Here is a 25118-nt window from a genome sequence, read left to right as displayed (position 1 = left end):
CGGCTGAGGGAGCGGGCGCCACCGAAGCGCGCCCGCGCAGATCTATGAACTCACCTGCGCGTCGATTGTCTCGAGCTGCGCCCGCGATCGCCGTCAGCGTGCTGGTCGCCGGTGCCCTGCTCGCGACCCCGGGAGCGCCGGCCTCGGCCACCGAGGCCGAACCCTCCTCGACCGTGACCCTCTCGGTCACACCCGGCGCGGCCGGCACGGTGGCCGCGGGAGAAGACCTCCTCATCTCCGTCTCGCTCTCGAACGACGGGTCCACCGCGATGGGGGAGGGAACGCTCACCGTCGAGCTCGGCGACGCCGTGCTCGACGACGCGGCCTCGCTCTCGTCGTGGCTCGCGGGCGACGACGACGTCGACCGAGAGACGGTGTCGACCACCCCGTCCTCCTCCCTCGGCCCGGGCTCGACGCACTCGCTGCAGCTCTCCGTGCCCGCCGCCCTGGTGGGTTCCGACGGCACCGGGGTCTATCCGCTCTCCGCCGAGCTGGTGGGCACCGACGGCGCCGTGGTGACCTCCGCCCACTCCGCCGTGGTGGTGCGCGACGCCGCCTCGGCTCCGGGGAGCGAGCTCACCGTGATCGCGCCGCTCACGAGCGTGGCCAGTTCCACCGGTCTCATCCAGGCCGCCGCCCTGGAGGCGTTCACGGCCCCCGACGGCGTGCTCACCAGAGAACTGGATGCGGTCTACGGCCGCCCGGTCACGCTGGCGGTCGACCCGCGCATCATCGTCTCCATCCGGGCGCTCGGGTCCACGGCACCCGAGTCCGCCGTGGCCTGGCTCGAGCGCCTCGACGCCGCCCCCAACCCGATCATCCCGCTCACCTTCGGCGACTCCGACATCTCGGGCGAGCGTCAGGCGGGCTCCGATACCGTGTTGCAACCCACCTCGTTCGCCTACGCGCTCGACGCCGCCGACTTCACCGACGTCGACGAGCTGATCGAGCCCGAGGCCTCCAGCACCCCCACTCCCACGGGCACCGCCGAGGGCACCGCAGACGCCGAGGAGGCCACCCCGGCCGTGCCGACCCTCGACCAGCTGCTCGACTGGGACTACACGAGCACCTCCGTCGCCTGGCCACGCGCCTCCACCGTGGTGAACGACGACCTGCCGGTGTTCGCCTCGTCGGGCTACGACACGACCATCGTCGACTCGTCGCAGCTCTCCGCGGCCGACGGCTCGCCCCTCCCGGTGGCCGGCACCGTGAACGGGCAGCGCGTGCTCGTGGCCGACCACGCTGTCTCCGACGCCCTGCAACGGATGCTCGCGGCATCCGGCGAGGCCGCGAAGTCCGCCGAGGGCGCACTTCTCAACGCCGCCCTCGCGGTGCGGTCGGGCGAGCAGGCCGGGGCGGGGACCGGTGCGGTGCTGGCCGTGCTCGACCGCACCAGCATGAACCTCGCCGGACTCGACCAGGCGCTCTCCGCGGTCACTCTGGGTGGCCAGGCCGTGCCCGCGCCGGTGCAGGCCGTCCTCGACGCCGACTCCTCGGTGGCGCTCACCCTCACCGACGTCCCGCAGGACGGCGAGCGCATCCAGCACATCTCGGCGCTCCTGGCCGACGGCCGGTCGCTCGACGCGTTCTCGTCGGTGCTGAGCGATCCGTCACTGCTCACCGGACAGACCAGGTCCGACCTGCTCGCGCTGCTGTCGAACACCTGGACCACCAACACCGGCGGCTGGAACGTGGCCGTCGGTACCGCTCGGGACGAGACGCAGAGCACCCTCTCGGCCGTCCAGGTGGTCGACGGCTCGAGCATCAACATGGTGGCGAATCAGGCGAACCTGCCGGTCACCGTCAGCAATGACCTCCGGTACCCGGTCACCGTCGTGCTGCACGTCACCCCGTCCAATGGGCGCCTCGTGGTGGAGCAGAGCGACGTGACCGTGACGATCGAGGCGGAGTCCCGCCGCGGCGCGCAGATCCCGCTCGAGGCGGGGGTCGCGAACGGCCCGGTGCTGCTCAACATGCAGGTGCTGAGTCCCACGGGCGTGCTGATCTCGGTGCCGTCCCCCGTGCTGGTGAACGTGAGTGCCGACTGGGAGACCTGGGGCACGGTCATCGCGGCGGTGCTCGTGGTCGGGGTGTTCGGCTTCGGCATCGTGCGCAACATCCTGCGCCGTCGTCGGCAGCGCCGCAACGCGGTCGAGGCGCCCGGGTCGACCGAGGCGGCCGATGACTGACGGCACGCGCATCGGGCGGGCGAGCGCGTTCCTGGCCTCCGGCACGCTCGTGTCGCGGGTGATGGGATTCGTGCGCGCCATCATCCTGGCGCAGACGCTCGGCGTCGTGGCGAGCGCCTCGGGCGACGCCTTCGCGATGGCGAACCAGCTACCCAACAACATCTACGCGATCGTCGCCGGCGGCACCCTCTCGGCGGTGCTGGTGCCGCAGATCGTACGCGCCACTCTGCACAGCGACGGAGGCAAGGGGTACATCAACAAACTCCTCACCATCGCGATGGTGATCCTCGGTGCCACCACGCTCGCGGCCACCCTCCTCGCCCCGGTGCTGGTCACCGTCTCGGCGCCCGGCTGGAGTGGCGAGCAGCGCGCTCTCGCCATAGCCTTCGCCTACTGGTGTCTGCCCCAGGTGTTCTTCTACGGTCTCTACACCGTACTCGGCGAGGTCCTCAACGCCCGCAACGTGTTCGGCCCGTTCACCTGGGCACCCGTGCTCAACAACATCGTGTCGATCGGCGGGCTGGTCGCCTTCATCGCACTGTTCGGAGCCGATCCCGAGGGCCAGCGCCTAGTCACCGACTGGGACCCGGCGAAGATCGCCCTGCTCGGCGGCAGCACCACCCTGGCCGTGGCGTCGCAGGCGCTCGTGCTGTTCCTGTTCTGGCGGCGTGCCGGCATCCGCTACCGCCCCGACTTCCGCTGGCGCGGAGTCGGGCTCGGCCAAGCCGGCAAGCTCGCCGGCTGGACCTTCGGCATGCTGCTCGTGACGCAGGCGGCCGGTCTGGTGGAGACCATCGTGGCCTCCATCGCCTCCGGTGAGGCCGCATCCCTCGCCACCCTGCAGAACGCCTGGCTCATCTTCATGCTGCCGCACTCGCTGATCACCGTCTCGATCGTCACCGCCTACTTCACGAAGATGTCGGGGCACGCCAACCGCGGCGAGATCACCGAACTGCGCACCGACGTCTCGGCTGCCCTCCGCGTCACCTCGCTCTTCATGGTGCTGGGCATGGTCGTGCTGATGGTGGCGGCCTACCCTTTCGTGAGCCTGTTCACCTCGACCTTCGCGGGGACCGTCGCGATGGGCAACGTGCTCATCGCCTTCCTGGTGGGCCTGCTGCCGTTCAGCACACTGTTCGTGCTGCAGCGCGTGTTCTACTCACTGAGCGACACCAAGACACCCTTCTTCCTCCAAGTTCTGCAGGCGTCGATCTTCACGGTGCTGTCGGCCGGATGCGCGCTGCTGCCGCCCGAGCACATCGCCGTCGGCCTCGCGCTGTCGCTGTCGGCGGCCACCGGGGTGCAGACACTGGTCGCCGCGATCATCGTGCGCCGTCGGCTCGGTGGCCACGGCGGTGGCAGCGTGCTGCGCAGTCTCGCACGCTTCCTGCTCGCCGCACTCCCCTCAGCGGGTGTCGGCGTGCTCGTGTACCTCGGCCTCGCCGCCCTTTTCGGCGAGGCGTTCCTCACCTCGGGCTACATCACGCCCATCGTGTCGATGGCCGTCATCGGGGTGGTGATGCTCGCGGTCTACCTCGGCGCCCTCGCCCTCGTGCGGTCGCCCGAACTGCGGGATGCGCTGGGCCCGATCCGCGCACGCCTGGGCGGCTGAGAGGCCTCGCGCCCGCGGAATAGGCCGCGGTTAGGATGTGTTGTACCGCTCGACGGGTGCCACGGATGCGTACCCGTCCCCACTTCGAAAGACACGGACACATGCGCGAGATCATCATCATCGGATCGGGCCCCGCCGGTTTCACCGCCGCGATCTATGCGGCGCGCGCCGGACTCCAGCCGCTGCTGCTCGCCTCCAGCGTCGAGGCGGGGGGTGACCTCATGAACACCACCGAGGTCGAGAACTTCCCCGGCTTCCCCGAGGGCATCAAGGGCCCCGAGCTCATGATGAAGCTGCAGGAGCAGGCGGAGCGCTTCGGCACCGAGGTGCTGCTCGACGACGTGACCGCCGTGCACCTCGAGGGCGACGTGAAGACCGTCGAGACCGGCTACTCCGGCACCTTCGAGGCGCGCGCCGTCATCTTCGCCACCGGCTCGGCCTACCGCAAGCTCGGTCTGCCCGACGAGGAGCGGCTCTCCGGCCGCGGCGTGTCGTGGTGCGCCACCTGCGACGGCTTCTTCTTCAAGGCCAAGACCATCGCGGTGGTCGGCGGCGGCGACTCCGCCATGGAGGAGGCCACCTTCCTCACCCGCTTCGCCGAGAAGGTCTACGTCGTGCACCGCAAGGACTCGCTGCGGGCGTCGAAGATCATGCAGGAGCGTGCCTTCACCAACGAGAAGATCGAGTTCGTCTGGAACGCCGAGGTGATCGGCATCTCGGGTGAGAGCGCGGTCGAATCGCTGTCGCTGCGCGACACGGTCACCGGTGAGACCCGTGAACTCCCCGTGCAGGGACTGTTCGTGGCGATCGGAAACGATCCCCGCGTGCACCTCGTGCACGGTCAGCTCGACCTCACCGTGGCGGGGACGATCGCCGTGGCGGGCCGCAGCTCGAAGACCAACCTCGAGGGCGTCTTCGCCGCCGGCGACGTGATCGATCCGCACTACCGTCAGGCCGTCACCGCGGCGGCCTCGGGCACCGTCGCCGCACTCGACGCCGAGGAGTACCTCGCCTCGCTCGACCAGGCCGCCGAGGCGCTCGCCCTCGTCCAGGCCTCCTGACCGGCTCCTCCCGAGCCCGCCCCACGAACATCCCCACGAAAGAAGGAATCATGTCCAACGCCAAGGCCGTCTCCGACGCCAGCTTCGAGAGCGACGTCCTGAAGTCCGAGAAGACCATCCTGGTCGACTTCTGGGCCGAGTGGTGCGGCCCGTGTCGTGCGGTCGCCCCCATCCTCGACCAGATCGCCGACGAGCACGGCGACAAGATCGAGATCGTCAAGCTCAACGTCGACGACAACCCGCAGACCGCGATGAAGTACCAGATCACCTCGATCCCCGCGCTCAAGGTCTACCAGGGCGGAGAGGTCGTGAAGACCATCATCGGCGCCAAGCCCAAGGCTGCCCTCGAGGCCGACCTCGCGGCGTTCATCTGATCTCGCGCACCATCGCCGAACCGGCCTGACGGCCAGTTCGCCGCGAGTGGCCCGCTGCTTCGTTGCGGCGGGCCACTTTCTGTGTCCTACGATGGAATTTCGGTCAACGTCGGATGGACCACAGTGAACAGCCACACCTCCCCGCAGTCGGGCACGAACCTCGACCCCTGGTACTACAACTACGCCGAGCGCACCGCCGGCCTCGCCGCCTCCGAGGTGCGCGCCCTGTTCGCCGTCGCCTCGCGCCCCGAGGTGGTCTCCCTCGCCGGGGGAATGCCCGCCGTCTCCGCACTGCCGCAGGAACTCGTGATCGACTCCATGAACCGGGTCATGCGCGAGCAAGGGCCGGTGGCTCTGCAGTACGGCTCGGGTCAGGGCATCCCGAAGCTCCGCGAGCAGATCCTCGACGTGATGGCCATGGAGGGCATCCGTGCCAGCGCCGACGACGTCGTCGTCACCACGGGTTCGCAGCACGCCCTCGAACTGGTCTCGAAGCTGTTCCTCGACCCGGGCGACGTGGTGCTCGCCGAGGGCCCGAGCTACGTCACCGCGATCGTCATCTTCCGGTCGTTCCAGGCCGACACCCATCACGTGCTGATGGACGAGCACGGGATGATCCCCGAGTCGCTGCGTGAGAACATCGCGCGGCTCAAGGCGGCCGGCAAGAAGATCAAGCTCCTGTACACGATCCCGTCATTCCAGAACCCGGCCGGTGTCACGCTGAGCTGGGAGCGCCGCCTCGAGATCCTCCAGATCGCCCGCGAGAACGACATCCTCGTGCTCGAAGACAATCCGTACGGTCTTCTGCACTTCGACGCCCCGCCGCCCGCCGCGATGCGCTCGGTCGACGAGGAGGGTGTCATCTATCTCGGCACGTTCTCGAAGACCCTGGCACCCGGCTTCCGGGTGGGCTGGGCGCTGGCCCCGCACGCCATTCGCGAGAAGCTCATCCTGGCCAACGAGGCCGCGGTGCTCTCGCCGAGTTCGTTCAGCCAGCTGGTCGTCTCGGAGTACCTCGACTCCATCGACTGGCGCGCTCAGGTCGACCGCTTCCGCGGCGTCTACCGCGAACGAAAAGAGGCCATGATCGGGGCTTTGTCTGAGTACCTGCCCGGTCTGGAGTGGACGGATCCGCAGGGCGGCTTCTATGTCTGGCTGACCCTCCCGCCCTACCTCGACTCGAAGCAGATGCTGCCTCGAGCGGTCAAGGAGCTCGTCGCCTACACGCCCGGCACGGCCTTCTTCGCCGACGGCGGTGGCCGCAACAACATCCGGCTCTCGTTCTGCTATCCCACCCCCGAGGCGATCAAGGTCGGCGTGCGCCGGCTCCAGTCGGTCATCAACGGCGAGCTCGATCTGCTAGAGACCTTCTCCGCGACCGGCCCGCTCGAGACCGTCCGCGATCGCGGCTACTCCGCCCCACCACCGAACCTGGACTGAGCTCATGACTGCTGACTCGATCGCCCGCACCGTCGTCGTCCTCGCCGGCGGCATCTCCCACGAGCGCGACGTGTCGCTGCGCTCCGGCCGGCGGGTCGCCGACGCCCTTCTCGAGCGCGGCCACACCGTCATCTTGCGCGATCCTGATGCGTCGCTGCTGCCCTACCTGGCCGAGTCGCGCCCCGACGTGGTCTGGCCCGCACTCCACGGCGCCAGCGGGGAAGACGGCGCACTCCGCGCCCTGCTCGGCATGCTCGACATCCCGTATGTCGGGGCGCGGTCCGACGCCGCGCGCCTCGCCTGGCACAAGCCCACGGCCAAAGAACTCGTCGAGCGCGCGGGTCTGGCCACGCCTCGCTCGGTCACCCTCCCGCGCGACAGCTTCCGCGAGCTCGGCGCCACCCAGGTGCTCGACCTCGTGCGGTCGGCGCTCGGAGACGAGCTGGTGGTGAAGCCCGCTATGGGCGGCTCGGCGCTCGGACTCACGGTGCTCGAGTCGATCGACGATCTTCCACGAGCCGTGGTCGACGCCTACACCTATGGCGAGGTCGCCCTCATCGAGCAGCGCGCCCGCGGAGTCGAGGTCTCGGTCGGCGTGATCGACCTCGGAGACGGGCCGTTCGCCCTTCCGCCGGTCGAGATCGAGCCACGCGGAGGCGTGTACAGCTTCGAGGCACGCTACAACGCGGGGGAGACGCGCTTCTATGCCCCGGCCCGGCTCTCCGACGACGTGATCCGGGTAGCGCAGGAGACGGCTCTGGCGGTTCACGCCACCCTGGGTCTGCGCCACATCTCGCGCGTCGATCTCATCATCGACGGCGCCGGGGTGGCCTGGTTCCTCGAGGTGAACGTTCTGCCCGGGCTCACCGAGACGTCGACGGTGCCGCAGGGAATCCTCGCTGCAGGCTTCACCCTCGGTTCTGTCTACGAGAAGCTCGGTGAGGTCGCCATCGCTGAGCAGCTGTCCTGACCCGACTCTCGTCGAGCTACGCCACTCCGACGGTTAGACGGCGCCGCCGAAGCCGTCCTCGCCGAGCTCCGCGAGGATGCGGTTGAGGTCGCCGATCGTCGCGAAGTCGATGACGATCTGACCCTTCGACCTGCCGAGGCTCACGCGCACCCTCGTGTTCAGTCGATCGCCCAGCCGATCCCCGATCTCGTCGAGGTGCCCGCGCTTGGTGCCCGCGGTGGGCTTCGACCGCGAAGCTTTCGGTGCCTCGGAGGCGAGGGCCTCGGCCGCCCGCACCGACAGGTCTTCGTTCACGATCTTGTCGGCGAGCTTCGTCATCGCGTCGACGTCGCCGACCGCCAAGACCGCCCGGGCGTGACCCGCGCTCAAGACGCCGGCGGCGACGCGCGTCTGCACCGCCGGAGGAAGGCGCAGGAGGCGCAGGGTGTTCGTGATCTGCGGCCTCGAACGCCCGATCCGCTCCGCGAGCTGGTCCTGCGTGATGCCGAAATCATCGAGCAGCTGCTGGTAGGCGGAGGCTTCTTCGAGTGGATTCAGCTGAGAACGGTGGAGGTTCTCGAGCAGTGCGTCTCGCAGCATGTCTTCATCGGCGGTGTCTTTGATCACCGCCGGGATGGTGTCGAGACCGGCCGCCTTGGTGGCACGAAGTCGACGCTCACCCATCACGAGTTCGTACTGGACGGGTTCACCGACCGCATGAGGCAGCTCGCGCACGACGATCGGCTGGAGTACACCGATCTCTTTGACGGAGTGCACCAACTCCGCGAGATCATCCGCGTCGAACACGCTCCGGGGCTGCTTGGCGTTCGGCACGATCGATGCAGGATCGAGCTGCGCGAGACGCGCTCCGGGAACGGCGCGGAGACCTTCGGCACCAGCTCGCGGAGTGTCGAAGAACACGTCGACGGGCCGGCCGCCCTCGCTGCGCGGTTCTTCGGTGGGGATGAGTGCACCGATTCCCCGGCCGAGTCCCGCTCTCTTCTTAGTGGCCACGCTGCACTCCTCGCTCTGCGATTTCGGCCGCCGCCTCCAGATAGGAGATGGAGCCGGGGGACTGGGGATCGAAACTGATGACGGTCTGGCCGTAGCTCGGCGCCTCGGAGATACGCACCGAGCGCGGGATCACCGCACTCAGCGTCTGCTCCGGAAAGTGGCTGCGCACATCCTCGGCCACCTGATACGCAAGCCGCGTGCGGCCGTCGTACATGGTGAGAAGGATGGTGGAGACAGCGAGGGTCGGGTTGAGATGCCTCTCGATCAGCGTGATGTTGTTGAGGAGCTGGCTCAGACCCTCGAGCGCGTAGTACTCGCACTGGATGGGAATCAGCACCTCGCGGGCCGCGACGAAGGCGTTGATGGTGAGTAGACCGAGCGAGGGCGGGCAATCAATGAAGACGTAGTGATAGCCGCTGCCGGCGGCGTCGCTCTCCGCGAGGTAGCGGTCAAGACTTCCCCGGAGTCGCTGCTCGCGCGCCACGAGAGGAACCAGCTCGATCTCGGCTCCTGCCAGGTGGATCGTCGCCGGTACGCAGAACAGAGTGTCGAACTCCGGACTCTGCTGCACCACTTCCACCATCGGCTCATCGTGCACGAGAGCGTCATAGACACTCGGCTGATCACCCCGATGCTCGACTCCCAGCGCCGTGGACGCGTTGCCCTGGGGATCGAGGTCGATCACCAGCACCCGAGCACCTTGCTTTGCGAGCGCGGCCGCCAGGTTCACCGTCGTGGTGGTCTTACCTACGCCGCCCTTTTGATTGGCCACGGTGAGAACGCGGGTGGAGGAGGGGAGGGGAAACTCACGCATGGCCAGGAGACGCTTTCGTTGAGACAGATCGGCCAGCTCTCTCGCCAACGGAGTCGAAGCATCGAAGGCGGGGGAATCACTGGTCATACATACTTCCTGTCGGAATGTTTCACGTGAAACATCAGGCGTGGGCGCCGGGCGCACCCTCGATCGTACCGAAGTCAGCCGACACCGAGCGTGTCATCGAACCCGCGCGCGAATGACTCGCGTGAGGTCGATGCCCTGCGACCCGCCGAGCTCGACGATCTCGACGTCGCTCAGCCGGTACTTCTTGATGGCTTTGTCCGCTGCTGCGATCTCATTGGCAGCAGCGGCGCCCTTCATGAGTACGAGTTCACCGCCGCGGGGGAGAAGGGGAGCCGCCAGGGGGATCAGCTTCGAGAACGCACTCACGGCGCGCGCGGTCACCTGATCGAGATCGACGGTACCGCGCACATCCTCAGCGCGACCGCGGAGCACAGTCACATTCTCCAGCGAGAGGAGTGATCGCTGCTCATCGAGCCACGCGACCCTGCGCTCCATCGGCTCGATCAGTACGAACTCCACGTCGGGTCGCGCGATGGCCAGCACGAGCCCGGGAAGTCCGGCGCCGCTGCCGATGTCACCCACACGACCGGGCATCACCAGAGGTGCCACCACCGCACAGTTCAGGATGTGTCTTGTCCAAAGGCGCGGAAGCTCGAGAGGACCGATCAACCCGAGTTCTTCGCCCCGCTGGGCAAGGTCGAGGGTGAACGCGCGGGCGACCTCGATCCGATCACCGAACATCTCTGCGGCGACGGGCGGTTCCACCTCCAACTCGGGCGGGGGAGTGGACGATGCGCTCATCGCGTACCCGACGAATGTTTCACGTGAAACATCATCACGCGCGGCGAATGACCGTGTGCCGGTCGCGACCTTCGCCCTCCGACTCGGAGTGAAGCCCGCGCGCCGCCACGATGTCGTGAACGAGCTTGCGCTCGTACGACGACATGGGCTCGAGTGCAGCGCTGTCGGAACCGGCCTCGATGGTGGCGATGGCCTCGTTGACGATCACCTCGAGTTCGCGCTGACGCTGCTCGCGGCTTCCGCCCACGTCGAGGATCAGGCGAGAGAAGTCGCCGGTCTTCGTCTGCACCGCGAGGCGAGTCAGCTCCTGAAGGGCCGACACGGTGTCGGGGTGCGAGAGAAGCCTGAGGTTGCTCTCGCCCGAGGCGTTCACCGAGATGTACGCGCGGTTGTCGGTCACCGAGATGTCGATGTCTCCATCGAGGTCGCAGATGTCGAGGAGCTCCTCGATGTAGTCGGCCGCGACATCGCCTTCGTCATCGAACGACGAAGAGGTTTCGAGGGCCTCGTCGGAGGTCGCCTGGGTCACGTCGCTCACTTCTTTCCACCTTGCTTCTTGGCGCGGTTCTTGCTCACGGGCTGCTGCCGCTGGGTCGTCTTGGGGGTCTCGGGGGCGGCTTCGATCGCCGGGGTGTCCTTACCGGTGAGTTTGCCGCGGCGGGCGAGACGTTCCTCGCGAGCCTTGGCCGCCTCGCTACCGGGCGTCGGCATGTTGCGGATCACGAGGAATTGCTGACCCATGGTCCACAGGTTCGAGGTGAGCCAGTAGAACATGACACCGAGAGGGAAGGCGACTCCCGAGAACACGAAGACGAGGGGAAGGATGTAGAGCAGGATGCGCTGCTGCCGGAACATCGGGCTGTTCTTCGCCTCGGGCGACTGGTTCTTCGCCATGATCTGCAGCTGGGTGTAGAACTGCGACGCGGTCATGAGCACCACCATCAGACCCGCGATCACCATGACCTGCCACGGGCCGCCGGCGTTCCAGGCCCCGATGAAGGTGTCGTGCAGCGGAGCGACGCCGAACAACGTCGCGTCGCCGAACTGCTTGCCGAGGTCTGCGCTGAGCGGGCCGACACCCGCCGCGCCCTTCTGCGCATTGTTCAGCACCGAGAAGAGACTGAAGAAGATGGGCATCTGCAGCAGCAGGGGCAGACATGACGCGAGAGGGTTGGTGCCGGTGCGCCGGTAGAGCTCCATGGTCTCGCGCGACATCGCCTCGCGCGAGAACTGGTCTTTCTTGCCCTTGTACTTGTCCTGGATCTTCTTGAGCTGCGGCGCCACCTCGAGCATCTTGCGCTGGCTCTTGATCTGCCGCACGAAGATCGGGATGAGCGCGGCACGGACGACGAGCACGAGGCCGACGATCGAGAGCACCCAGGTGAGACCTGCCGCGGGGTCGAGTCCGATCGCGGTCCAGAGCCAGTGCCAGGCGACGAGGATCAGCTCCACCACCCATTTGATGGGCCAGAGGATCGTGTCGATGAACGGGATTTCCATGGGGTGGGAGTCAGCCCTTTCCGTGGCTAGCTGCTACGACGAAACCGAAGGGGGTCAACCGGTACCGAGCGCGACGCAGAGGCGGAACGTCGTCGACGCCTCCTTTGGCCCAGGGGTGGCACCGGATGATGCGATAGAGACCGAGCGCAGAACCGATCACGACTCCGCGCTGCTGGATGGCTTGGAGGGTGTAGGCGGAGCACGAGGGGTAGTAGCGGCACACGTCACCGTAGAGCGGGGAGATGACCGCCCGATAACCGCGCAGCACCAGCACCGCCAGATTGCGGGGGAGCAGCACGATCGCGGTCACCACTGACGTCATGCGAGTACTGATCCTTTGGTGAGAGAACGCGAAAGCTCCTCGAAGAGTAACCGGTAAGGCTGAGACCCTGCTTCGGGCAGAGCACGCACCACCACGTCGTAGCCAGGAGCCATCGCAGGCAGCAGAGCGTAGGCCGCGGCTTTCAGCCGTCTACGCACGAGGTTGCGGGTCACGGCCACGCCGACGGATTTCGCCACGATGAACCCGAAACGCGCACCCGGAGAACCGGATGCGCGAATGTAAGTGACGGTGTGGGGCCCCACGATCTTGGTACCCCGACGAACGGTGACCCGGTAGTCGGCACCGCTGGTGATTCGATGGGGCTTGGCCAGCACCGCGACGAAGCGGACTAGGCGGAGAGCTCGGTGCGGCCCTTGCGACGGCGAGCCGAGAGGATGGCACGGCCGGCGCGCGTGCGCATGCGCAGACGGAAGCCGTGCACCTTGGCGCGGCGGCGGTTGTTCGGCTGGAAGGTTCGCTTGCTCATAGTGATCTCCGTGGTTCGACGACGGGCTCGTCGTCGTCAAGTGGTCTCGTCGCCATGGGGGGACCACAGTGACGGGAGGCGTGGCCGTATGCCACAAGTCAACTGATTAAAACTACGGCCTCAGTCGCGATAGGTCAAACCGTTGCGCCCAAAGAATCAAGTATCCACATGCTGTGGACAAAACCTGTGTAGGACACGCAGGCCGTCAATACGCCGAACTTGCCCTGTTGCATGGCAGTAGCTAGCTTAGGGGCCTACAGTTACTAACAGCCGGCGGGGGCGTGACACGGCAGGCGCCGAACGAACACGAGCGATTCGGCGTAGCAATCCAGTTCGACAGGAGTTCCCTTGGCTGACGGCGCCGGCTCGACCGAAGACAATTGGCGGTCGGTGCTCACTGTCCTCTCCCACGACGAGCGCATCACTCCTCAACTCAAGGGCTTTCTCGGACTGGTGGTGCCGAAGGGCATCCTCGGCGGATCGTTCTACCTCGAGGTGCCCAACGACTTCACGCGCGACATGCTCGAGCAGCGCGTGCGCCCCTCACTCGTGGCCGCACTCGGCACGCTCGACCCGCGCCTCGAGGTGACGAACTTCTCTGTCGTGGTGAACCCCGAGATCGACGACTACCCGGCCGCCGCCGTCATCGACCCGGCGCCCGAGCCCGCCTTCGCCGATACGCAGCCGCCGACCGTGCAGGAGACCGTCGGTCCGATGCGCAACAACGACACCCGGCTGAACCCCAAGTACAGCTTCGACAACTTCGTCATCGGCGGCTCGAACCGCTTCGCCCACGCGGCCGCTGTGGCCGTGGCCGAAGCTCCCGCCAAGGCCTATAATCCCCTCTTCATCTACGGCGACTCGGGGCTCGGCAAGACCCACCTCCTCCACGCGATCGGCCACTACGCCATCTCGCTGTACCCCGGGGTGCGGGTGCGCTACGTGAGCTCCGAGGAGTTCACCAACGACTTCATCAACTCCATCGCGAACAACCGGGGCGCCGCCTTCCACAGCCGCTACCGAGACATCGACCTGCTGCTCATCGACGACATCCAGTTCCTGCAGGGCAAGGCCGAGACCCAAGAGGCCTTCTTCCACACCTTCAACACCCTGCACGATCACAACAAGCAGGTCGTCATCACCTCCGACCTGCCGCCCAAGCACCTCACCGGCTTCGAAGACCGCATGCGCACCCGCTTCGAGTGGGGTCTCATCACCGACGTGCAGACCCCCGACCTCGAGACCCGCATCGCCATCCTCCGGAAGAAGGCGCAGTCCGAGCGCCTGCGCGTTCCCGACGACATCCTCGAGTTCATGGCCTCGAAGGTCTCCTCCAACGTGCGCGAGCTCGAGGGAACGCTCATCCGCGTCACCGCCTTCGCGAGCCTCAACCGCACGCCGGTCGACATGACCCTCGTGCAGACGGTGCTGAAGGACCTCATCACACTCGACGACGACAACGTCATCGCCCCCGTCGACATCATCAACCACACCGCCGAGTACTTCCGGCTCTCCGTCGACGACCTCTACGGGTCGTCACGCTCGCAGGCCATCGCGACCGCGCGCCAGATCGCCATGTACCTCTGCCGCGAGATGACCAGCCTCTCGCTCCCCAAGATCGGTCAGCTCTTCGGCGGTCGCGACCACACCACGGTCATGTACGCCAACAACAAGATCGGCAAGCTCATGACCGAGAAGCGATCGATCTACAACCAGGTCACCGAGATCTCCAACCGCATCAAACACAATCAGCGCTACAAGAGCGCCTGATGCGTTCTCCACAGATTGTGAACACAGCTGTGGAGAAATCGGCTCATCCTGTCGAGTTCGAGAGTCGGGATGTGGATTCGTTCATCCAGGGTTCAGCAGCCCGTCGACCGCATCCCCTCGTCATTCACACAGTCTCGACATCTCACACGCGTGTAGTTCTCGGTCATCACGCGGTTTAAACAGTTTTATCCACATATCCACAGTCGTTAAGAAGATTAAGAAACCAATTCTTTGATCAGGGGCACTCGACAACCTTGTCGATGCGCGGCCCACCGAGAGCGACGTCCGCACCAGATAGCATTGAGCGACCCAGGGTCTCCAGAGCCGACAGAGGTGACTTCGTGAAGTTCCAAGTAAACCGAGACGTCTTCAGCGAAGCGGTGTCGTTCGCGGTGAAGCTGCTGCCGCAGCGCACCACGCTCCCCATCCTGAGCGGCGTGCTCATCGAGGCGGGCGACGACGGTCTCACCCTCTCGTCGTTCGACTACGAGGTCTCGGCGCAGACGCGCATCGCCGCCGAGGTCGAGGAGCCTGGTGTCGTGCTCGTGTCGGGCCGCCTGCTCTCCGACATCGCGAGCCGGCTGCCCAACGCCCCGGTGCGCTTCGTGACCGAAGAGACCCGCATCGTCGTCAGCTGCGGTTCCGCGCGCTTCACCCTGCTGAGCATGCCGGTGGAGGAGTACCCCACGCTGCCCCAGGTGGGTGCGGAGTCGGGTCTGCTCCCCGCCGAGCAGTTCGCCGCCGCCGTGTCGCAGGTCGCGGTCGCGGCCTCGCGCGACGACGTCACCCCGGTCATCACGGGCGTGCAGCTCGAGGTGAGCGAGAACACGATCTCGCTCGTGGCCACCGACCGCTATCGCGTCGCCGTGCGCAACATCGACTGGGACTCCAACGACTCCGGCGTGACCGCCGCCACCGCACTCGTGCCGGCTCGCACGCTCCAGGAGGTGGGCAAGACCTTCGGCAACGCCGGCACCATCTCGGTGGCGATCTCGGGCAACGACGACCGCGAGCTCATCGCGTTCAAGTCCGATCGCAAGACGGTCACAACCCTGCTGATCAAGGGCAACTTCCCTCCCGTGAAAAGGCTCTTCCCCGAATCGGTCGACAACTACGCCGTCATCAACACGGCCGATCTCATCGAGGCCACGAAGCGCGTGTCGCTGGTGCTCGAGCGCGAAGCAGCCCTCCGGTTCACCTTCACCATCGACGGCGTCACCCTCGAGGCCATCGGATCGGAGCAGGCTCAGGCCTCCGAGTCGATCGACGCCCTGCTCACCGGTGACGACACGGTGGTCTCGCTCAAGCCGCAGTTCCTGCTCGACGGCCTGAGCGCGGTGCACTCGGAGTTCGTGCGCATCTCGTTCACGAAGACCGACAACCCCAACAAGCCCGGCCCGGTGCTCATCACGAGCCAGTCGTCCAAAGACCAGCCGGGTTCCGACGACTACAAGTACCTGCTCCAGCCCAACCTGCTGCTGCGCTAGTTCCACCCACCACCACACCCCTGACTCTCAAGGAGACGCTCGTGAACATCGGACTCATCGGCCTCGGCAAGATGGGCAACAACATGCGGGCCCGGCTGAAGAACGCCGGGATCGACGTTGTCGGCTACGACACGAACCCCGCGGTGAGCGACGTCCCCGACCTCGCAGCCCTCGCGGCGGCGCTTCCGGCTCCCCGCATCGTGTGGGTCATGGTTCCGGCCGGTGCGATCACCGACTCGGTCATCACCGACCTCGCCGGCGTGCTCGACGAGGGCGACCTCATCATCGACGGCGGCAACTCGAAGTGGACCGAGGACTTCAAGCACTCCGAGTTCCTCGCCCCGAAGGGCATCCAGTTCATGGACGCCGGTGTCTCCGGCGGCGTCTGGGGCCTCGAGAACGGCTACGGCCTCATGGTCGGCGGCACCGCCGAGAACGTCGAGCGGGCCATGCCGATCTTCGACGCGCTGCGCCCCGAGGGACCTCGCGCCGAGGGCTTCGTGCACGCCGGCGAGGTGGGCGCCGGCCACTACGCCAAGATGGTGCACAACGGCATCGAGTACGGCATCATGCAGGCCTACGCCGAGGGCTACGAGCTGCTCGACGCCAAGAAGGACATCATCAAAGACGTCACCGGCACGTTCAAGGCGTGGCAGCGCGGCACGGTGGTGCGCTCTTGGCTGCTCGAGCTGCTGGTGCGCGCACTGGAGGCCGACCCCGAGTTCGACCAGATCGAGGGCTACGTCAACGACTCCGGCGAGGGCCGATGGACCCTCGAGGAGGCCATCGAGAACGCGGTGCCGATGCCCGCGATCAGCGCCTCGATCTTCGCGCGCTTCGTGTCGCGTCAGGAGGACTCGCCGGCCATGAAGGCCGTCGCGGCCTTGCGCAACCAGTTCGGCGGCCACGCCGTGAAGGAACTCGACTGACGTCGCGCATCCCGCGACCCGGCCAGCCGTGATCGTCCGGCACCTCAGCCTCACCGACTTCCGCAACTACGCGTCTGCGGAGGTGGCGCTCGAGCCCGGTCCCAACCTCTTCGTGGGGAGGAACGGTCAAGGCAAGACGAACCTGGTGGAGTCGATCGGCTATCTCAGCTCGCTCGGCTCCCACCGGGTCTCGTCCGACCAGGCGCTCATCCGGGCGGGTGCGGAGTCGGCCGTGGTGCGGGCTCGCCTCGCGCACGACGGGCGGGAGCTGCTGGTCGAGTTGCAGCTCAACCGCTCCGCACCCAATCGCGCGCAGGTGAACCGCGCGGCCGTCAAACCCCGCGAGCTGCCGCGCTATTGCTCCTCGGTGCTGTTCGCCCCCGAAGACCTGGCGCTCGTGCGCGGCGAGCCGTCGACGCGCCGGCGTTTCGTGGACGGCCTGCTCGGCATCCGGTCGCCCCGGCTGCTGGGCGTGTTCGCCGACTACGACCGCGTGCTGAAACAGCGCAACGCGCTGCTGAAGTCGGCCCGTGCCTCGGGTCTCAAGGAGGGCAGGCTCTCCACCCTCGAGGTGTGGAACGACCGGCTGGTCGAGCTCGGTACCGAGATCATGGCGGAGCGCATCGCCGTGGTGGCGGCGCTCGGGCCCCGCGTGGTCGAGGCCTATCAGGCGGTTGCCGGGGTCGACCAGCAGCCCGCACTCGCCCCTGTGCTCAGCGTCTTCAGCGAGCATCCGGATGCCGACGACGAGGAGAGCACACACGGCGACACGGGTGAGCGCACGCGCGCGGAGCTCGAACAGGCCTTCCGCTCGGCGCTGGAGCGGGTGGCCCGCGCCGAGCGCGAGCGCGGCATCACGCTCTGCGGCCCGCACCGCGACGACGTGCTCTTCACATTGAACGGGCTCCCGGCCAAGGGGTATGCCAGTCACGGGGAGTCGTGGTCGTTCGCCCTCTCGCTCAAGCTCGCGTGTGCGGAGCTCATCCGCACCGACTCCGCGACGGGAGACCCCGTCGTCATCCTCGACGACGTGTTCGCCGAGCTCGACCAGGGCCGCCGCGGGCGGCTGGCGGATGCGGTGAAGGGCTACGAGCAGGTGCTCATCACCGCCGCGGTCTACGACGACGTGCCCGAGGAGCTCACCGCACACACGGTGCGCATTCAGGCCGGCACCATCGTGGAGCAGGCGGAATCGGAGCACGCCGATGTCTGAGGCGCAGGCCGTGTACCTCCGCCTGAAGGCGGCGTTCGGCAACCCGGATGCGCGGGCCGCGCGGTGGCGCGAGCGGCGGTCGCGCACCGGTGGCGACGACGAGGCGAGCGTGCCGTACGGCGTCGGGCGCGACCCGAAGGGGCTCGGCGACGTGATGTCGGGCCTGTCGACGGAGCTGGGCTGGGGCTCGTCGCTGGCGAAGTCCGACCTGTTGCTCGCCTGGGCCGAGATCGCCGGGCCCGACACGGCGGCGCACTCGACGCCCCTCGGCATCACTGACTCGGTTCTGACCGTGCAGTGCGAGTCGACGGCGTGGGCGACTCAGCTCCGGCAGATGCGCGTGCTCATCATGACGACGATCGCTCAGCGCTTTCCCGAGGCGGGCATCGAGTCGATCCGCTTCGAAGCGCCCCACGCCCCGAGCTGGAAAAGAGGCTCCAGATCGATTCCAGGGCGCGGTCCTCGCGATACTTACGGTTGAGTAGGCAAATGTGGTCACCCCCCGGGAGAAATCTCGTCAGAGGGGCGTCTGAGCGGGTTTCGCCCGCGCGCTCCTGATAGAATTAAGGGTCGCCTTGCCCGGCCGCTGGGCAGCGCACTGAGGAGCACATCCATATATGTCTGAATCGGACAAGGTCCAACCAGTGAACGAGTACGGCGCGGACCAGATCCAGGTTCTGGAAGGCCTCGAGGCGGTACGCAAACGCCCCGGCATGTACATCGGCTCCACCGGTCCTCGCGGTCTGCACCACCTGGTCTACGAGATCGTCGACAACTCCGTCGACGAGGCCCTGGCCGGTTACGCCACGCACATCGAGGTGGTGATGCGCCGTGACGGCGGCATCACCGTCACCGACAACGGCCGCGGCATCCCGGTCGACATCCACCCCACCGAGAAGCGGTCGACCGTCGAGGTCGTGCTCACCGTGCTGCACGCCGGCGGCAAGTTCGGCGGCGGCGGATACGCGGTGTCGGGCGGTCTGCACGGTGTGGGCTCCTCGGTGGTGAACGCGCTGAGCAGCGAACTCGACGTCGAGGTGCGCCGTCAGGGCAACGTGTACCGCCAGAGCTACAAGATCGGTGTTCCGCTCGCGCCCCTGGAGAAGGGCGAGGCCACCGACGAGACCGGCACCAAGACCACCTTCTGGCCGAACCCCGAGATCTTCGAGTCGGTCGAGTTCGACTACGAGACCCTGCGGGCCCGGTTCCAGCAGATGGCCTTCCTCAACAAGGGCCTCAGCATCACCCTCACCGACGAACGCGGGGGAGAGGACGGCACCGCCGAGGACACCGTGGTCACCTACCTCTACGAGAACGGTCTGAAGGACTACGTGGAGTACCTCAACCGCTCGAAGAAGGCCGAGCTCGTCAACGACGAGATCATCTCCTTCGAGCAGGAGGACACCGAGCGCCACATCGCTCTCGAGGTGGCGATGCAGTGGACGACGGCGTACACCGAGAGCGTCCACACCTACGCCAACACCATCAACACCCACGAGGGCGGCACGCACGAAGAGGGCTTCCGTGCGGCGCTCACCACGCTGGTGAACCGCTACGCGCGCGAGAAGAACATCATCAAGGAGAAGGACGACAACCTCTCCGGCGACGACGTGCGCGAGGGTCTCACCGCGGTCATCTCGGTCAAGCTCGCCGAGCCGCAGTTCGAGGGCCAGACCAAGACCAAGCTCGGCAACACCGAGGCGAAGGCCTTCGTGCAGCGCGTCGTCGGGTCGGAGCTCGCCGACTGGTTCGACCGCAACCCGGTGCAGGCGCGCGACATCATCCGCAAGGCCATCCAGGCGTCGCAGGCACGGCTGGCGGCCCGGAAGGCTCGCGAGCAGACCCGGCGCAAGGGGCTGCTCGAGGGTGGCGGCATGCCCGGCAAGCTCAAGGACTGCTCCAGCCGCGACCCCTCCCGCAGCGAGATCTTCATCGTGGAGGGCGACTCGGCCGGCGGCTCGGCCATCCAGGGGCGCAATCCCGAGACGCAGGCGATCCTGCCGCTGCGCGGCAAGATCCTCAACGTCGAGAAGGCCAGGCTCGACCGCGCGCTCGGCAACGCCGAGGTGCAGGCCATGATCACGGCGTTCGGCGCCGGCATCGGGGAGGACTTCAACCCCGAGAAGGCCAGGTACCACAAGATCGTGCTCATGGCCGACGCCGACGTCGACGGCCAGCACATCACCACCCTGCTGCTCACGCTGGTGTTCCGCTACATGCGGCCGCTCATCGAGCTGGGCTACGTCTACCTCGCCATGCCGCCGCTCTACCGGCTCAAGTGGTCGAACGCCCCGCACGAGTACGTCTACTCCGATGCCGAGCGCGACGCGCTGCTCGTCGACGGGCAGGCTGCCGGCAAGCGCATCCCGAAAGACAACGGAATCCAGCGCTACAAGGGTCTCGGCGAGATGGACTACCGGGAGCTCTGGGACACCACGATGGACCCCGACACCCGCACCCTCCGCCAGATCACCCTCGACGATGCGGTGGCGGCCGACGAGATCTTCTCGACGCTGATGGGCGAAGACGTCGAATCGCGGCGCAACTTCATCCAGAAGAACGCCAAAGACGTCCGCTTCCTCGACATCTGAGCCCTCGGGCCTCGACAGAGACTGACACATGACAGACGAACTCACCCCTGCCGCCGGCGATCGCATCGAACAGGTCGACCTCCAGCTGGAGATGCAGCGCTCCTACCTCGACTACGCCATGAGCGTGATCGTCGGGCGTGCCCTGCCCGACGTGCGCGACGGCCTCAAGCCGGTGCACCGCCGCGTGATCTACGCGATGTACGACGGCGGCTACCGCCCCGACCGCGCGTTCTCGAAGTCGGCCCGCGTGGTGGGCGAGGTGATGGGCCAGTTCCACCCGCACGGCGACTCGTCTATCTACGACACGCTCGTGCGTCTCATCCAGCCCTGGTCGCTGCGTTACCCGCTCGCGCTCGGGCAGGGCAACTTCGGCTCGCCCGGCAACGACGGCGCCGCGGCGCCCCGATACACCGAGACGAAGATGGCCCCGCTCGCGCTCGAGATGGTGCGCGACATCCAGGAAGAGACCGTCGACTTCCAGGACAACTACGACGGCCGCACCCTCGAGCCCGTCGTGCTGCCCGCCCGGTTCCCGAACCTGCTCGTCAACGGCTCGGTGGGCATCGCGGTCGGCATGGCCACGAACATCCCGCCCCACAACCTGCGCGAGGTCGCCGCCGGCGCCATCTGGTACCTCGAGAACCCCGAGGCCGATCGCGAGGAGCTGCTTGACGCGCTCATGCAGCGCATCAAGGGGCCCGACTTCCCGACCGGAGCGCAGATCCTCGGCGTGAAGGGCATCCACGACGCCTACCGCACCGGGCGCGGGTCGATCACGATGCGCGCGGTCGTCAACGTCGAAGAGCTGCAGGGCCGCACCTGCCTCGTGGTGACCGAGCTGCCCTACCAGGTGAACCCCGACAACCTCGCGGTGAAGATCGCCGAGCTCGTGAAGGACGGCAAGCTCGCCGGCATCGCCGACATCCGCGACGAGACCTCGGGCCGCACCGGTCAGCGCCTCGTGATCGTGCTGAAGCGCGACGCGGTGGCGAAGGTGGTGCTCAACAACCTCTACAAGCACACCTCGCTGCAGGAGAACTTCGGCGCGAATATGCTGGCGATCGTCGACGGCGTGCCGCGCACGCTCCCGCTAGACGGCTTCATCACCGAGTGGGTCGCGCACCAGATCGACGTGATCGTGCGCCGCACGATGTTCCGGTTGCGCGAGGCAGAGGCCCGCATGCACATCCTGCGTGGCTACCTCAAGGCGCTCGACGCGCTCGACGAGGTCATCGCGCTCATCCGCCGCTCGCCCACGGTCGAGGAGGCACGCGACGGACTGATCGGGCTACTCGACATCGACGAGCTGCAGGCGCGCGCCATCCTCGAGCTGCAGCTGCGCCGGCTCGCGGCGCTCGAGCGCCAGAAGATCCAGGACGAGGCCACCGAGTTGCAGGCGCGGATCGACGAGTACAACGTCATCCTCGGCAGCCCGTCGCGCCAGCGCGAGATCGTGGTGGAGGAACTCACCGAGATCGTCGACAAGTTCGGCGACGACCGGCGCACCGAGATCATGTTCGGCTTCGACGGCGACATGAACGTCGAAGACCTCATCCCCGAAGAGGAGATGGTGGTCACCGTCACTCGCGGTGGTTACGTCAAGCGCACCCGGAGCGACAACTACCGCAGCCAGCACCGCGGCGGCAAGGGCGTCAAGGGCGCCCAGCTGCGGGCCGACGACGTGGTGGAGCACTTCTTCGTGACCACCACGCACCACTGGCTGCTGTTCTTCACCAACACCGGCCGGGTCTACCGCGCGAAGGCCTACGAGCTGCAGGAGGCCGGCCGCGACGCGAAGGGCCAGCACGTGGCGAACCTGCTGGCGCTGGGCCCGGATGAGCAGATCACGCAGATCCTCGACATCCGCGACTACAAGGCGGCCGACTTCCTGGTGCTCGCCACCCGCTCGGGGCTGCTGAAGAAGACGGCGCTCACCGAGTACGACACCAACCGCACCGGCGGCATCATCGCCATCAACCTGCGCGAGGGCGACGAGCTGGTCTCGGCGATGCTCGTGGATGAGGATTCCGATCTGCTGCTGGTGTCGAAGAAGGGCATGTCGATCCGCTTCACGGCGAGTGACGAGGCCCTGCGTCCGATGGGGCGCGCGACCTCGGGTGTCATCGGCATGAAGTTCCGTGACGACGACGCGCTGCAGGGTGCATCCGTGGTCTCCGACGAGGGCTTCGTGTTCGTGGTGACCGAGGGTGGCTACGCCAAGCGCACCTCGGTCGACGAGTACCGGGTGCAGGGCCGCGGCGGCCTGGGCATCAAGGTGGCGAAACTCGCCGAGGCGCGCGGCGACCTCATCGGCTCGCTCATCGTGGGCGAGGACGACGAGGTCCTTGTGGTTCTTGCCAGTGGCAAGGTGGTACGCTCTGCCGTGGCCGAAGTACCGGCCAAAGGACGCGACACGATGGGCGTGGTCTTCGCTCGCTTCGCGGACGACGATCGCATCATCGCGGTGGCGAAGAACACGGAGCGAAACCTGGAAGCGGAGCTCGACGAGGGTGCGGAGCCTGCACAGGCGCCCGACACCGCGGCCGAGACCGCGCCTGGAGAGGACGTAACGACGGATGAGTAATCTTGGCGACAAATTCGCGAAGAAGACGGCACGGGTCGCGACCACCAAGCAGGTGCGGCTGAAGCTGGTCTACATCGACTTCTGGTCGGTGCTGAAGATCTCCTTCCTCCTCGCGATCATCCTCGGAATCGTGACCGTGGTCGCCAGCTTCCTCGTCTGGTCGGTGCTCAACCAGACCGGTGTCTTCGACTCGGTGAACACTCTGCTGCAAGACATCGCGGGCGCCGGCAACTTCGACCTGTTCGACTTCGCGTCGCTGCCCCAGGTGATGGGCTTCTCGGTGGTGGTGGCGCTCCTCAACGTGATCGTCATCACCGCGCTCGGCGCGATCGCCGCGGCGCTCTACAACCTCGCGGTGCGCATCACCGGCGGCGTCATGCTCGGCTTCACCAACAAGTAAGCTCGATTGGGAGAACGAGTCGCCGTAAGGTAGTCTCTTCTCTGGTCAAAAAACGGGGCTATAGCTCAGGCGGTTAGAGCGCTTCGCTGATAACGAAGAGGTCCAAGGTTCAAGTCCTTGTAGCCCCACGAGAGATCCACAAGAAATCTCCCTAGCACCTCGGTGCGACGGGGGGCCTTAGCTCAGTTGGTAGAGCGCCTGCTTTGCAAGCAGGATGTCAGGAGTTCGAATCTCCTAGGCTCCACCAGGGCACACACGAAAAGAACCCCGGAGCCTTCTCGCTGCGGGGTTCTTTCGTGTGTCGGGGGCGAACGATCAGCTCTCCGCGTTGGCGGCGGGAGCCGGGTCTTCGTCGGCGATCCAGAGTTCGTCGTCGGCGCGGAAGGTCTGCCAGAGGGCGTAGCCGATACCGGCGGCCGTCACGACGCCGAGGCTGATGACCACGACGAGACCCGCCTTCGATCCGCCCGACTTCGGTGCCTGCTTCTGCAGGGCCTTCGAGGCCTTGGCCGCCTTCTTGCCGGCCTGCTTCACGAACTCGGGGTTCTTGGCCAGCTGCAGCACGGCGGCCGCGGAACCGATGGTGGAGGCCAGCGCGGGCACCACGTCGGCGGCGAAACGCTCCTTGGCGGTCTGGCCGGCCACCTTGACGGCGGCGACGTTCTTCGAGATGGTCGGGGCTACGCTCTCGACTGCGGTCTTCACGCGTGGCTTCACCTCTTCGTCGGCCAGAAAACTGGCCTGCTTGCCGGCCTCGCGCAGGATGGCGTTCGCGCGGTCGAGGACGGCCTGCTGGTCGAGCCAGAGATCTTCGGCCGTGCCCTTGAGGCGCTTCAGCTCCTTGCGACGCTTACGGGAAAGACTCATGGGAAACCTCCATCGGCGAAAGCACGGACGACTTCATCTTGGCACGCATCACGCGACTGTGGGAGGAGCCCGCACTGTTCATCCCCTTGAGAGAGGCTGGAGCTTTCCTGGATGTGTCGGACGGGTGGCCTAGAATGACGGCATGCCCGTACACACGCACGTCGCCACCCTCACCACCAACCACGGCCCCATCACCATCAACCTCTACGGCCACCACGCACCGAAGACGGTGAAGAACTTCGTCGGCCTCGCGACGGGCGAGATCGAATGGACCGACCCGAAGACGGGTCAGCCCACCACCGCGCCGCTCTACGACGGCATCGTGTTCCACCGCATCATCCCCGGCTTCATGATCCAGGGCGGCGACCCGCTCGGCAACGGCACCGGGGGGCCCGGCTACCGCTTCGACGACGAGATCAACCCCGAGCTCGACTTCACCGAGCCCTACATCCTCGCCATGGCCAACGCCGGCATCCAGGGTGGCAAGGGCACCAACGGCTCGCAGTTCTTCATCACCGTCGGCCCCACCACCTGGCTGCAGGGCAAGCACACCATCTTCGGCGCCGTCGCCGACGACGCCTCGAAGCGCATCGTCGACAAGCTCGCTGGTGTCGCGACCGATGCCTACGACCGTCCGCTCGACGAGGTCGTGCTCGAGAGCGTCACGGTCGAAGAAGTCTGATCGCC

At 66.8% G+C, this 25118-nt stretch carries 24 protein-coding genes and 2 tRNA genes; 17 read left to right on the top strand and 9 right to left on the bottom strand.

What is annotated here, in order from left to right; translation table 11 throughout:
* The first annotated feature begins 44 nt into the window (after positions 1 to 44).
* From N1031_RS03995 to N1031_RS03970, 6 genes are all read left to right on the top strand, one after another.
* A complete protein-coding gene (locus N1031_RS03995) occupies positions 45 to 2189 on the top strand; it encodes a DUF6049 family protein (protein WP_259478295.1) in 2145 nt (714 codons plus the stop codon).
* Entirely contained in the window at positions 2182 to 3801 is a 1620-nt protein-coding gene (murJ, locus tag N1031_RS03990; RefSeq protein ID WP_259478294.1) for a murein biosynthesis integral membrane protein MurJ, read from the top strand. The genes N1031_RS03995 and murJ overlap by 8 nt, the downstream gene beginning before the upstream one ends.
* Positions 3802 to 3902: 101 nt before the next feature.
* Positions 3903 to 4862 (top strand): thioredoxin-disulfide reductase, encoded by a 960-nt coding sequence (trxB, locus tag N1031_RS03985; protein ID WP_259478293.1) that lies wholly within the window; start codon positions 3903 to 3905, stop codon positions 4860 to 4862.
* A 50-nt stretch (positions 4863 to 4912) separates the two neighbouring features.
* A complete protein-coding gene (gene trxA, locus N1031_RS03980) occupies positions 4913 to 5236 on the top strand; it encodes a thioredoxin (protein ID WP_259478292.1) in 324 nt (107 codons plus the stop codon).
* Between the two features lie 123 nt (positions 5237 to 5359).
* On the top strand, positions 5360 to 6676 hold the full coding sequence (locus N1031_RS03975; protein ID WP_259478291.1) for an aminotransferase-like domain-containing protein: 1317 nt from the start codon (positions 5360 to 5362) through the stop codon (positions 6674 to 6676).
* Between the two features lie 4 nt (positions 6677 to 6680).
* Positions 6681 to 7646, top strand: a complete 966-nt coding sequence (locus N1031_RS03970) for a D-alanine--D-alanine ligase family protein (protein WP_259478290.1) — start codon at positions 6681 to 6683, stop codon at positions 7644 to 7646.
* Between the two features lie 33 nt (positions 7647 to 7679).
* Here the strand turns inward: N1031_RS03970 and N1031_RS03965 are convergent, their stop codons facing one another.
* From N1031_RS03965 to rpmH, 8 genes are all read right to left on the bottom strand, one after another.
* Positions 7680 to 8639, bottom strand: a complete 960-nt coding sequence (locus tag N1031_RS03965) for a ParB/RepB/Spo0J family partition protein (protein WP_259478289.1) — start codon at positions 8637 to 8639, stop codon at positions 7680 to 7682.
* A complete protein-coding gene (locus tag N1031_RS03960) occupies positions 8629 to 9540 on the bottom strand; it encodes a ParA family protein (RefSeq protein ID WP_259478288.1) in 912 nt (303 codons plus the stop codon). Before N1031_RS03960 ends, N1031_RS03965 begins: the two co-directional genes overlap by 11 nt.
* A gap of 93 nt (positions 9541 to 9633) precedes the next feature.
* A complete protein-coding gene (rsmG, locus tag N1031_RS03955; protein ID WP_259478287.1) occupies positions 9634 to 10281 on the bottom strand; it encodes a 16S rRNA (guanine(527)-N(7))-methyltransferase RsmG in 648 nt (215 codons plus the stop codon).
* A gap of 34 nt (positions 10282 to 10315) precedes the next feature.
* Positions 10316 to 10810, bottom strand: a complete 495-nt coding sequence (locus N1031_RS03950; RefSeq protein ID WP_375163607.1) for a Jag family protein — start codon at positions 10808 to 10810, stop codon at positions 10316 to 10318.
* 5 nt (positions 10811 to 10815) lie between these two features.
* On the bottom strand, positions 10816 to 11775 hold the full coding sequence (yidC, locus tag N1031_RS03945; protein ID WP_259478514.1) for a membrane protein insertase YidC: 960 nt from the start codon (positions 11773 to 11775) through the stop codon (positions 10816 to 10818).
* A gap of 16 nt (positions 11776 to 11791) precedes the next feature.
* On the bottom strand, positions 11792 to 12103 hold the full coding sequence (gene yidD / locus N1031_RS03940; protein ID WP_259478285.1) for a membrane protein insertion efficiency factor YidD: 312 nt from the start codon (positions 12101 to 12103) through the stop codon (positions 11792 to 11794).
* Entirely contained in the window at positions 12100 to 12438 is a 339-nt protein-coding gene (rnpA, locus tag N1031_RS03935; RefSeq protein ID WP_259478284.1) for a ribonuclease P protein component, read from the bottom strand. The genes yidD and rnpA overlap by 4 nt, the downstream gene beginning before the upstream one ends.
* Positions 12439 to 12452: 14 nt before the next feature.
* On the bottom strand, positions 12453 to 12590 hold the full coding sequence (rpmH, locus tag N1031_RS03930; protein WP_022895130.1) for a 50S ribosomal protein L34: 138 nt from the start codon (positions 12588 to 12590) through the stop codon (positions 12453 to 12455).
* Positions 12591 to 12938: 348 nt separating this feature from the next.
* Between rpmH and dnaA the strand changes: the two genes are divergently transcribed.
* The 10 genes from dnaA to N1031_RS03880 all read left to right on the top strand — a co-directional run bounded on the left by dnaA (position 12939) and on the right by N1031_RS03880 (position 23811).
* Positions 12939 to 14360, top strand: coding sequence for a chromosomal replication initiator protein DnaA (gene dnaA / locus N1031_RS03925; protein ID WP_259478283.1), 1422 nt, complete (start codon positions 12939 to 12941; stop codon positions 14358 to 14360).
* 341 nt (positions 14361 to 14701) lie between these two features.
* Positions 14702 to 15847 (top strand): DNA polymerase III subunit beta, encoded by a 1146-nt coding sequence (gene dnaN, locus N1031_RS03920; RefSeq protein WP_259478282.1) that lies wholly within the window; start codon positions 14702 to 14704, stop codon positions 15845 to 15847.
* Between the two features lie 41 nt (positions 15848 to 15888).
* A complete protein-coding gene (gene gnd, locus N1031_RS03915) occupies positions 15889 to 16776 on the top strand; it encodes a phosphogluconate dehydrogenase (NAD(+)-dependent, decarboxylating) (protein ID WP_259478281.1) in 888 nt (295 codons plus the stop codon).
* Between the two features lie 28 nt (positions 16777 to 16804).
* Complete coding sequence (gene recF, locus N1031_RS03910; protein ID WP_259478280.1) at positions 16805 to 17989, top strand: DNA replication/repair protein RecF; 1185 nt, start codon at positions 16805 to 16807, stop codon at positions 17987 to 17989.
* Positions 17982 to 18470, top strand: coding sequence for a DciA family protein (locus N1031_RS03905; RefSeq protein WP_259478279.1), 489 nt, complete (start codon positions 17982 to 17984; stop codon positions 18468 to 18470). Before recF ends, N1031_RS03905 begins: the two co-directional genes overlap by 8 nt.
* 136 nt (positions 18471 to 18606) lie before the next feature.
* Entirely contained in the window at positions 18607 to 20580 is a 1974-nt protein-coding gene (gene gyrB / locus N1031_RS03900) for a DNA topoisomerase (ATP-hydrolyzing) subunit B (protein WP_259478278.1), read from the top strand.
* A gap of 28 nt (positions 20581 to 20608) precedes the next feature.
* Complete coding sequence (gene gyrA / locus N1031_RS03895) at positions 20609 to 23164, top strand: DNA gyrase subunit A (protein WP_259478277.1); 2556 nt, start codon at positions 20609 to 20611, stop codon at positions 23162 to 23164.
* The gene (locus N1031_RS03890; RefSeq protein WP_259478276.1) at positions 23157 to 23564 is read left to right on the top strand and encodes a DUF3566 domain-containing protein; all 408 of its coding nucleotides are present in this window, start codon (positions 23157 to 23159) and stop codon (positions 23562 to 23564) included. The genes gyrA and N1031_RS03890 overlap by 8 nt, the downstream gene beginning before the upstream one ends.
* A 54-nt stretch (positions 23565 to 23618) precedes the next feature.
* Positions 23619 to 23692, top strand: a tRNA-Ile gene (locus N1031_RS03885).
* 43 nt (positions 23693 to 23735) lie between these two features.
* Positions 23736 to 23811: transfer RNA gene (locus N1031_RS03880), tRNA-Ala, on the top strand.
* A 68-nt stretch (positions 23812 to 23879) separates the two neighbouring features.
* Here N1031_RS03880 and N1031_RS03875 read toward each other — a convergent pair.
* Entirely contained in the window at positions 23880 to 24431 is a 552-nt protein-coding gene (locus N1031_RS03875) for a hypothetical protein (protein ID WP_259478275.1), read from the bottom strand.
* Positions 24432 to 24573: 142 nt separating this feature from the next.
* Here N1031_RS03875 and N1031_RS03870 point away from each other — a divergent pair, with 142 nt between their 5' ends.
* Positions 24574 to 25113: a peptidylprolyl isomerase gene (locus N1031_RS03870; protein ID WP_259478274.1), complete on the top strand. Its 540-nt coding sequence runs from the start codon at positions 24574 to 24576 to the stop codon at positions 25111 to 25113.
* Positions 25114 to 25118: the final 5 nt, after the last annotated feature.

This window comes from Herbiconiux moechotypicola (assembly GCF_024979255.1).
Taxonomy (GTDB): domain Bacteria; phylum Actinomycetota; class Actinomycetes; order Actinomycetales; family Microbacteriaceae; genus Herbiconiux; species Herbiconiux moechotypicola.
Note: the sequence above shows the minus strand (reverse complement) of the source record. Positions and strands in the feature narration are given on the sequence as shown.

Coding starts and splice junctions, on each gene's coding strand:
- trxA (WP_259478292.1), top strand. CDS start 4,913: ATGTCCAACGCCAAGGCCGTCTCCGACGCCAGCTTCGAGAGCGACGTC.
- N1031_RS03875 (WP_259478275.1), bottom strand. CDS start 24,431: ATGAGTCTTTCCCGTAAGCGTCGCAAGGAGCTGAAGCGCCTCAAGGGC.
- rsmG (WP_259478287.1), bottom strand. CDS start 10,281: ATGAGCGCATCGTCCACTCCCCCGCCCGAGTTGGAGGTGGAACCGCCC.
- N1031_RS03960 (WP_259478288.1), bottom strand. CDS start 9,540: ATGACCAGTGATTCCCCCGCCTTCGATGCTTCGACTCCGTTGGCGAGA.
- gyrA (WP_259478277.1), top strand. CDS start 20,609: ATGACAGACGAACTCACCCCTGCCGCCGGCGATCGCATCGAACAGGTC.
- N1031_RS03905 (WP_259478279.1), top strand. CDS start 17,982: ATGTCTGAGGCGCAGGCCGTGTACCTCCGCCTGAAGGCGGCGTTCGGC.
- N1031_RS03970 (WP_259478290.1), top strand. CDS start 6,681: ATGACTGCTGACTCGATCGCCCGCACCGTCGTCGTCCTCGCCGGCGGC.
- rpmH (WP_022895130.1), bottom strand. CDS start 12,590: ATGAGCAAGCGAACCTTCCAGCCGAACAACCGCCGCCGCGCCAAGGTG.
- yidD (WP_259478285.1), bottom strand. CDS start 12,103: ATGACGTCAGTGGTGACCGCGATCGTGCTGCTCCCCCGCAATCTGGCG.
- gyrB (WP_259478278.1), top strand. CDS start 18,607: ATGTCTGAATCGGACAAGGTCCAACCAGTGAACGAGTACGGCGCGGAC.
- N1031_RS03890 (WP_259478276.1), top strand. CDS start 23,157: ATGAGTAATCTTGGCGACAAATTCGCGAAGAAGACGGCACGGGTCGCG.
- N1031_RS03870 (WP_259478274.1), top strand. CDS start 24,574: ATGCCCGTACACACGCACGTCGCCACCCTCACCACCAACCACGGCCCC.
- N1031_RS03995 (WP_259478295.1), top strand. CDS start 45: ATGAACTCACCTGCGCGTCGATTGTCTCGAGCTGCGCCCGCGATCGCC.
- murJ (WP_259478294.1), top strand. CDS start 2,182: ATGACTGACGGCACGCGCATCGGGCGGGCGAGCGCGTTCCTGGCCTCC.
- trxB (WP_259478293.1), top strand. CDS start 3,903: ATGCGCGAGATCATCATCATCGGATCGGGCCCCGCCGGTTTCACCGCC.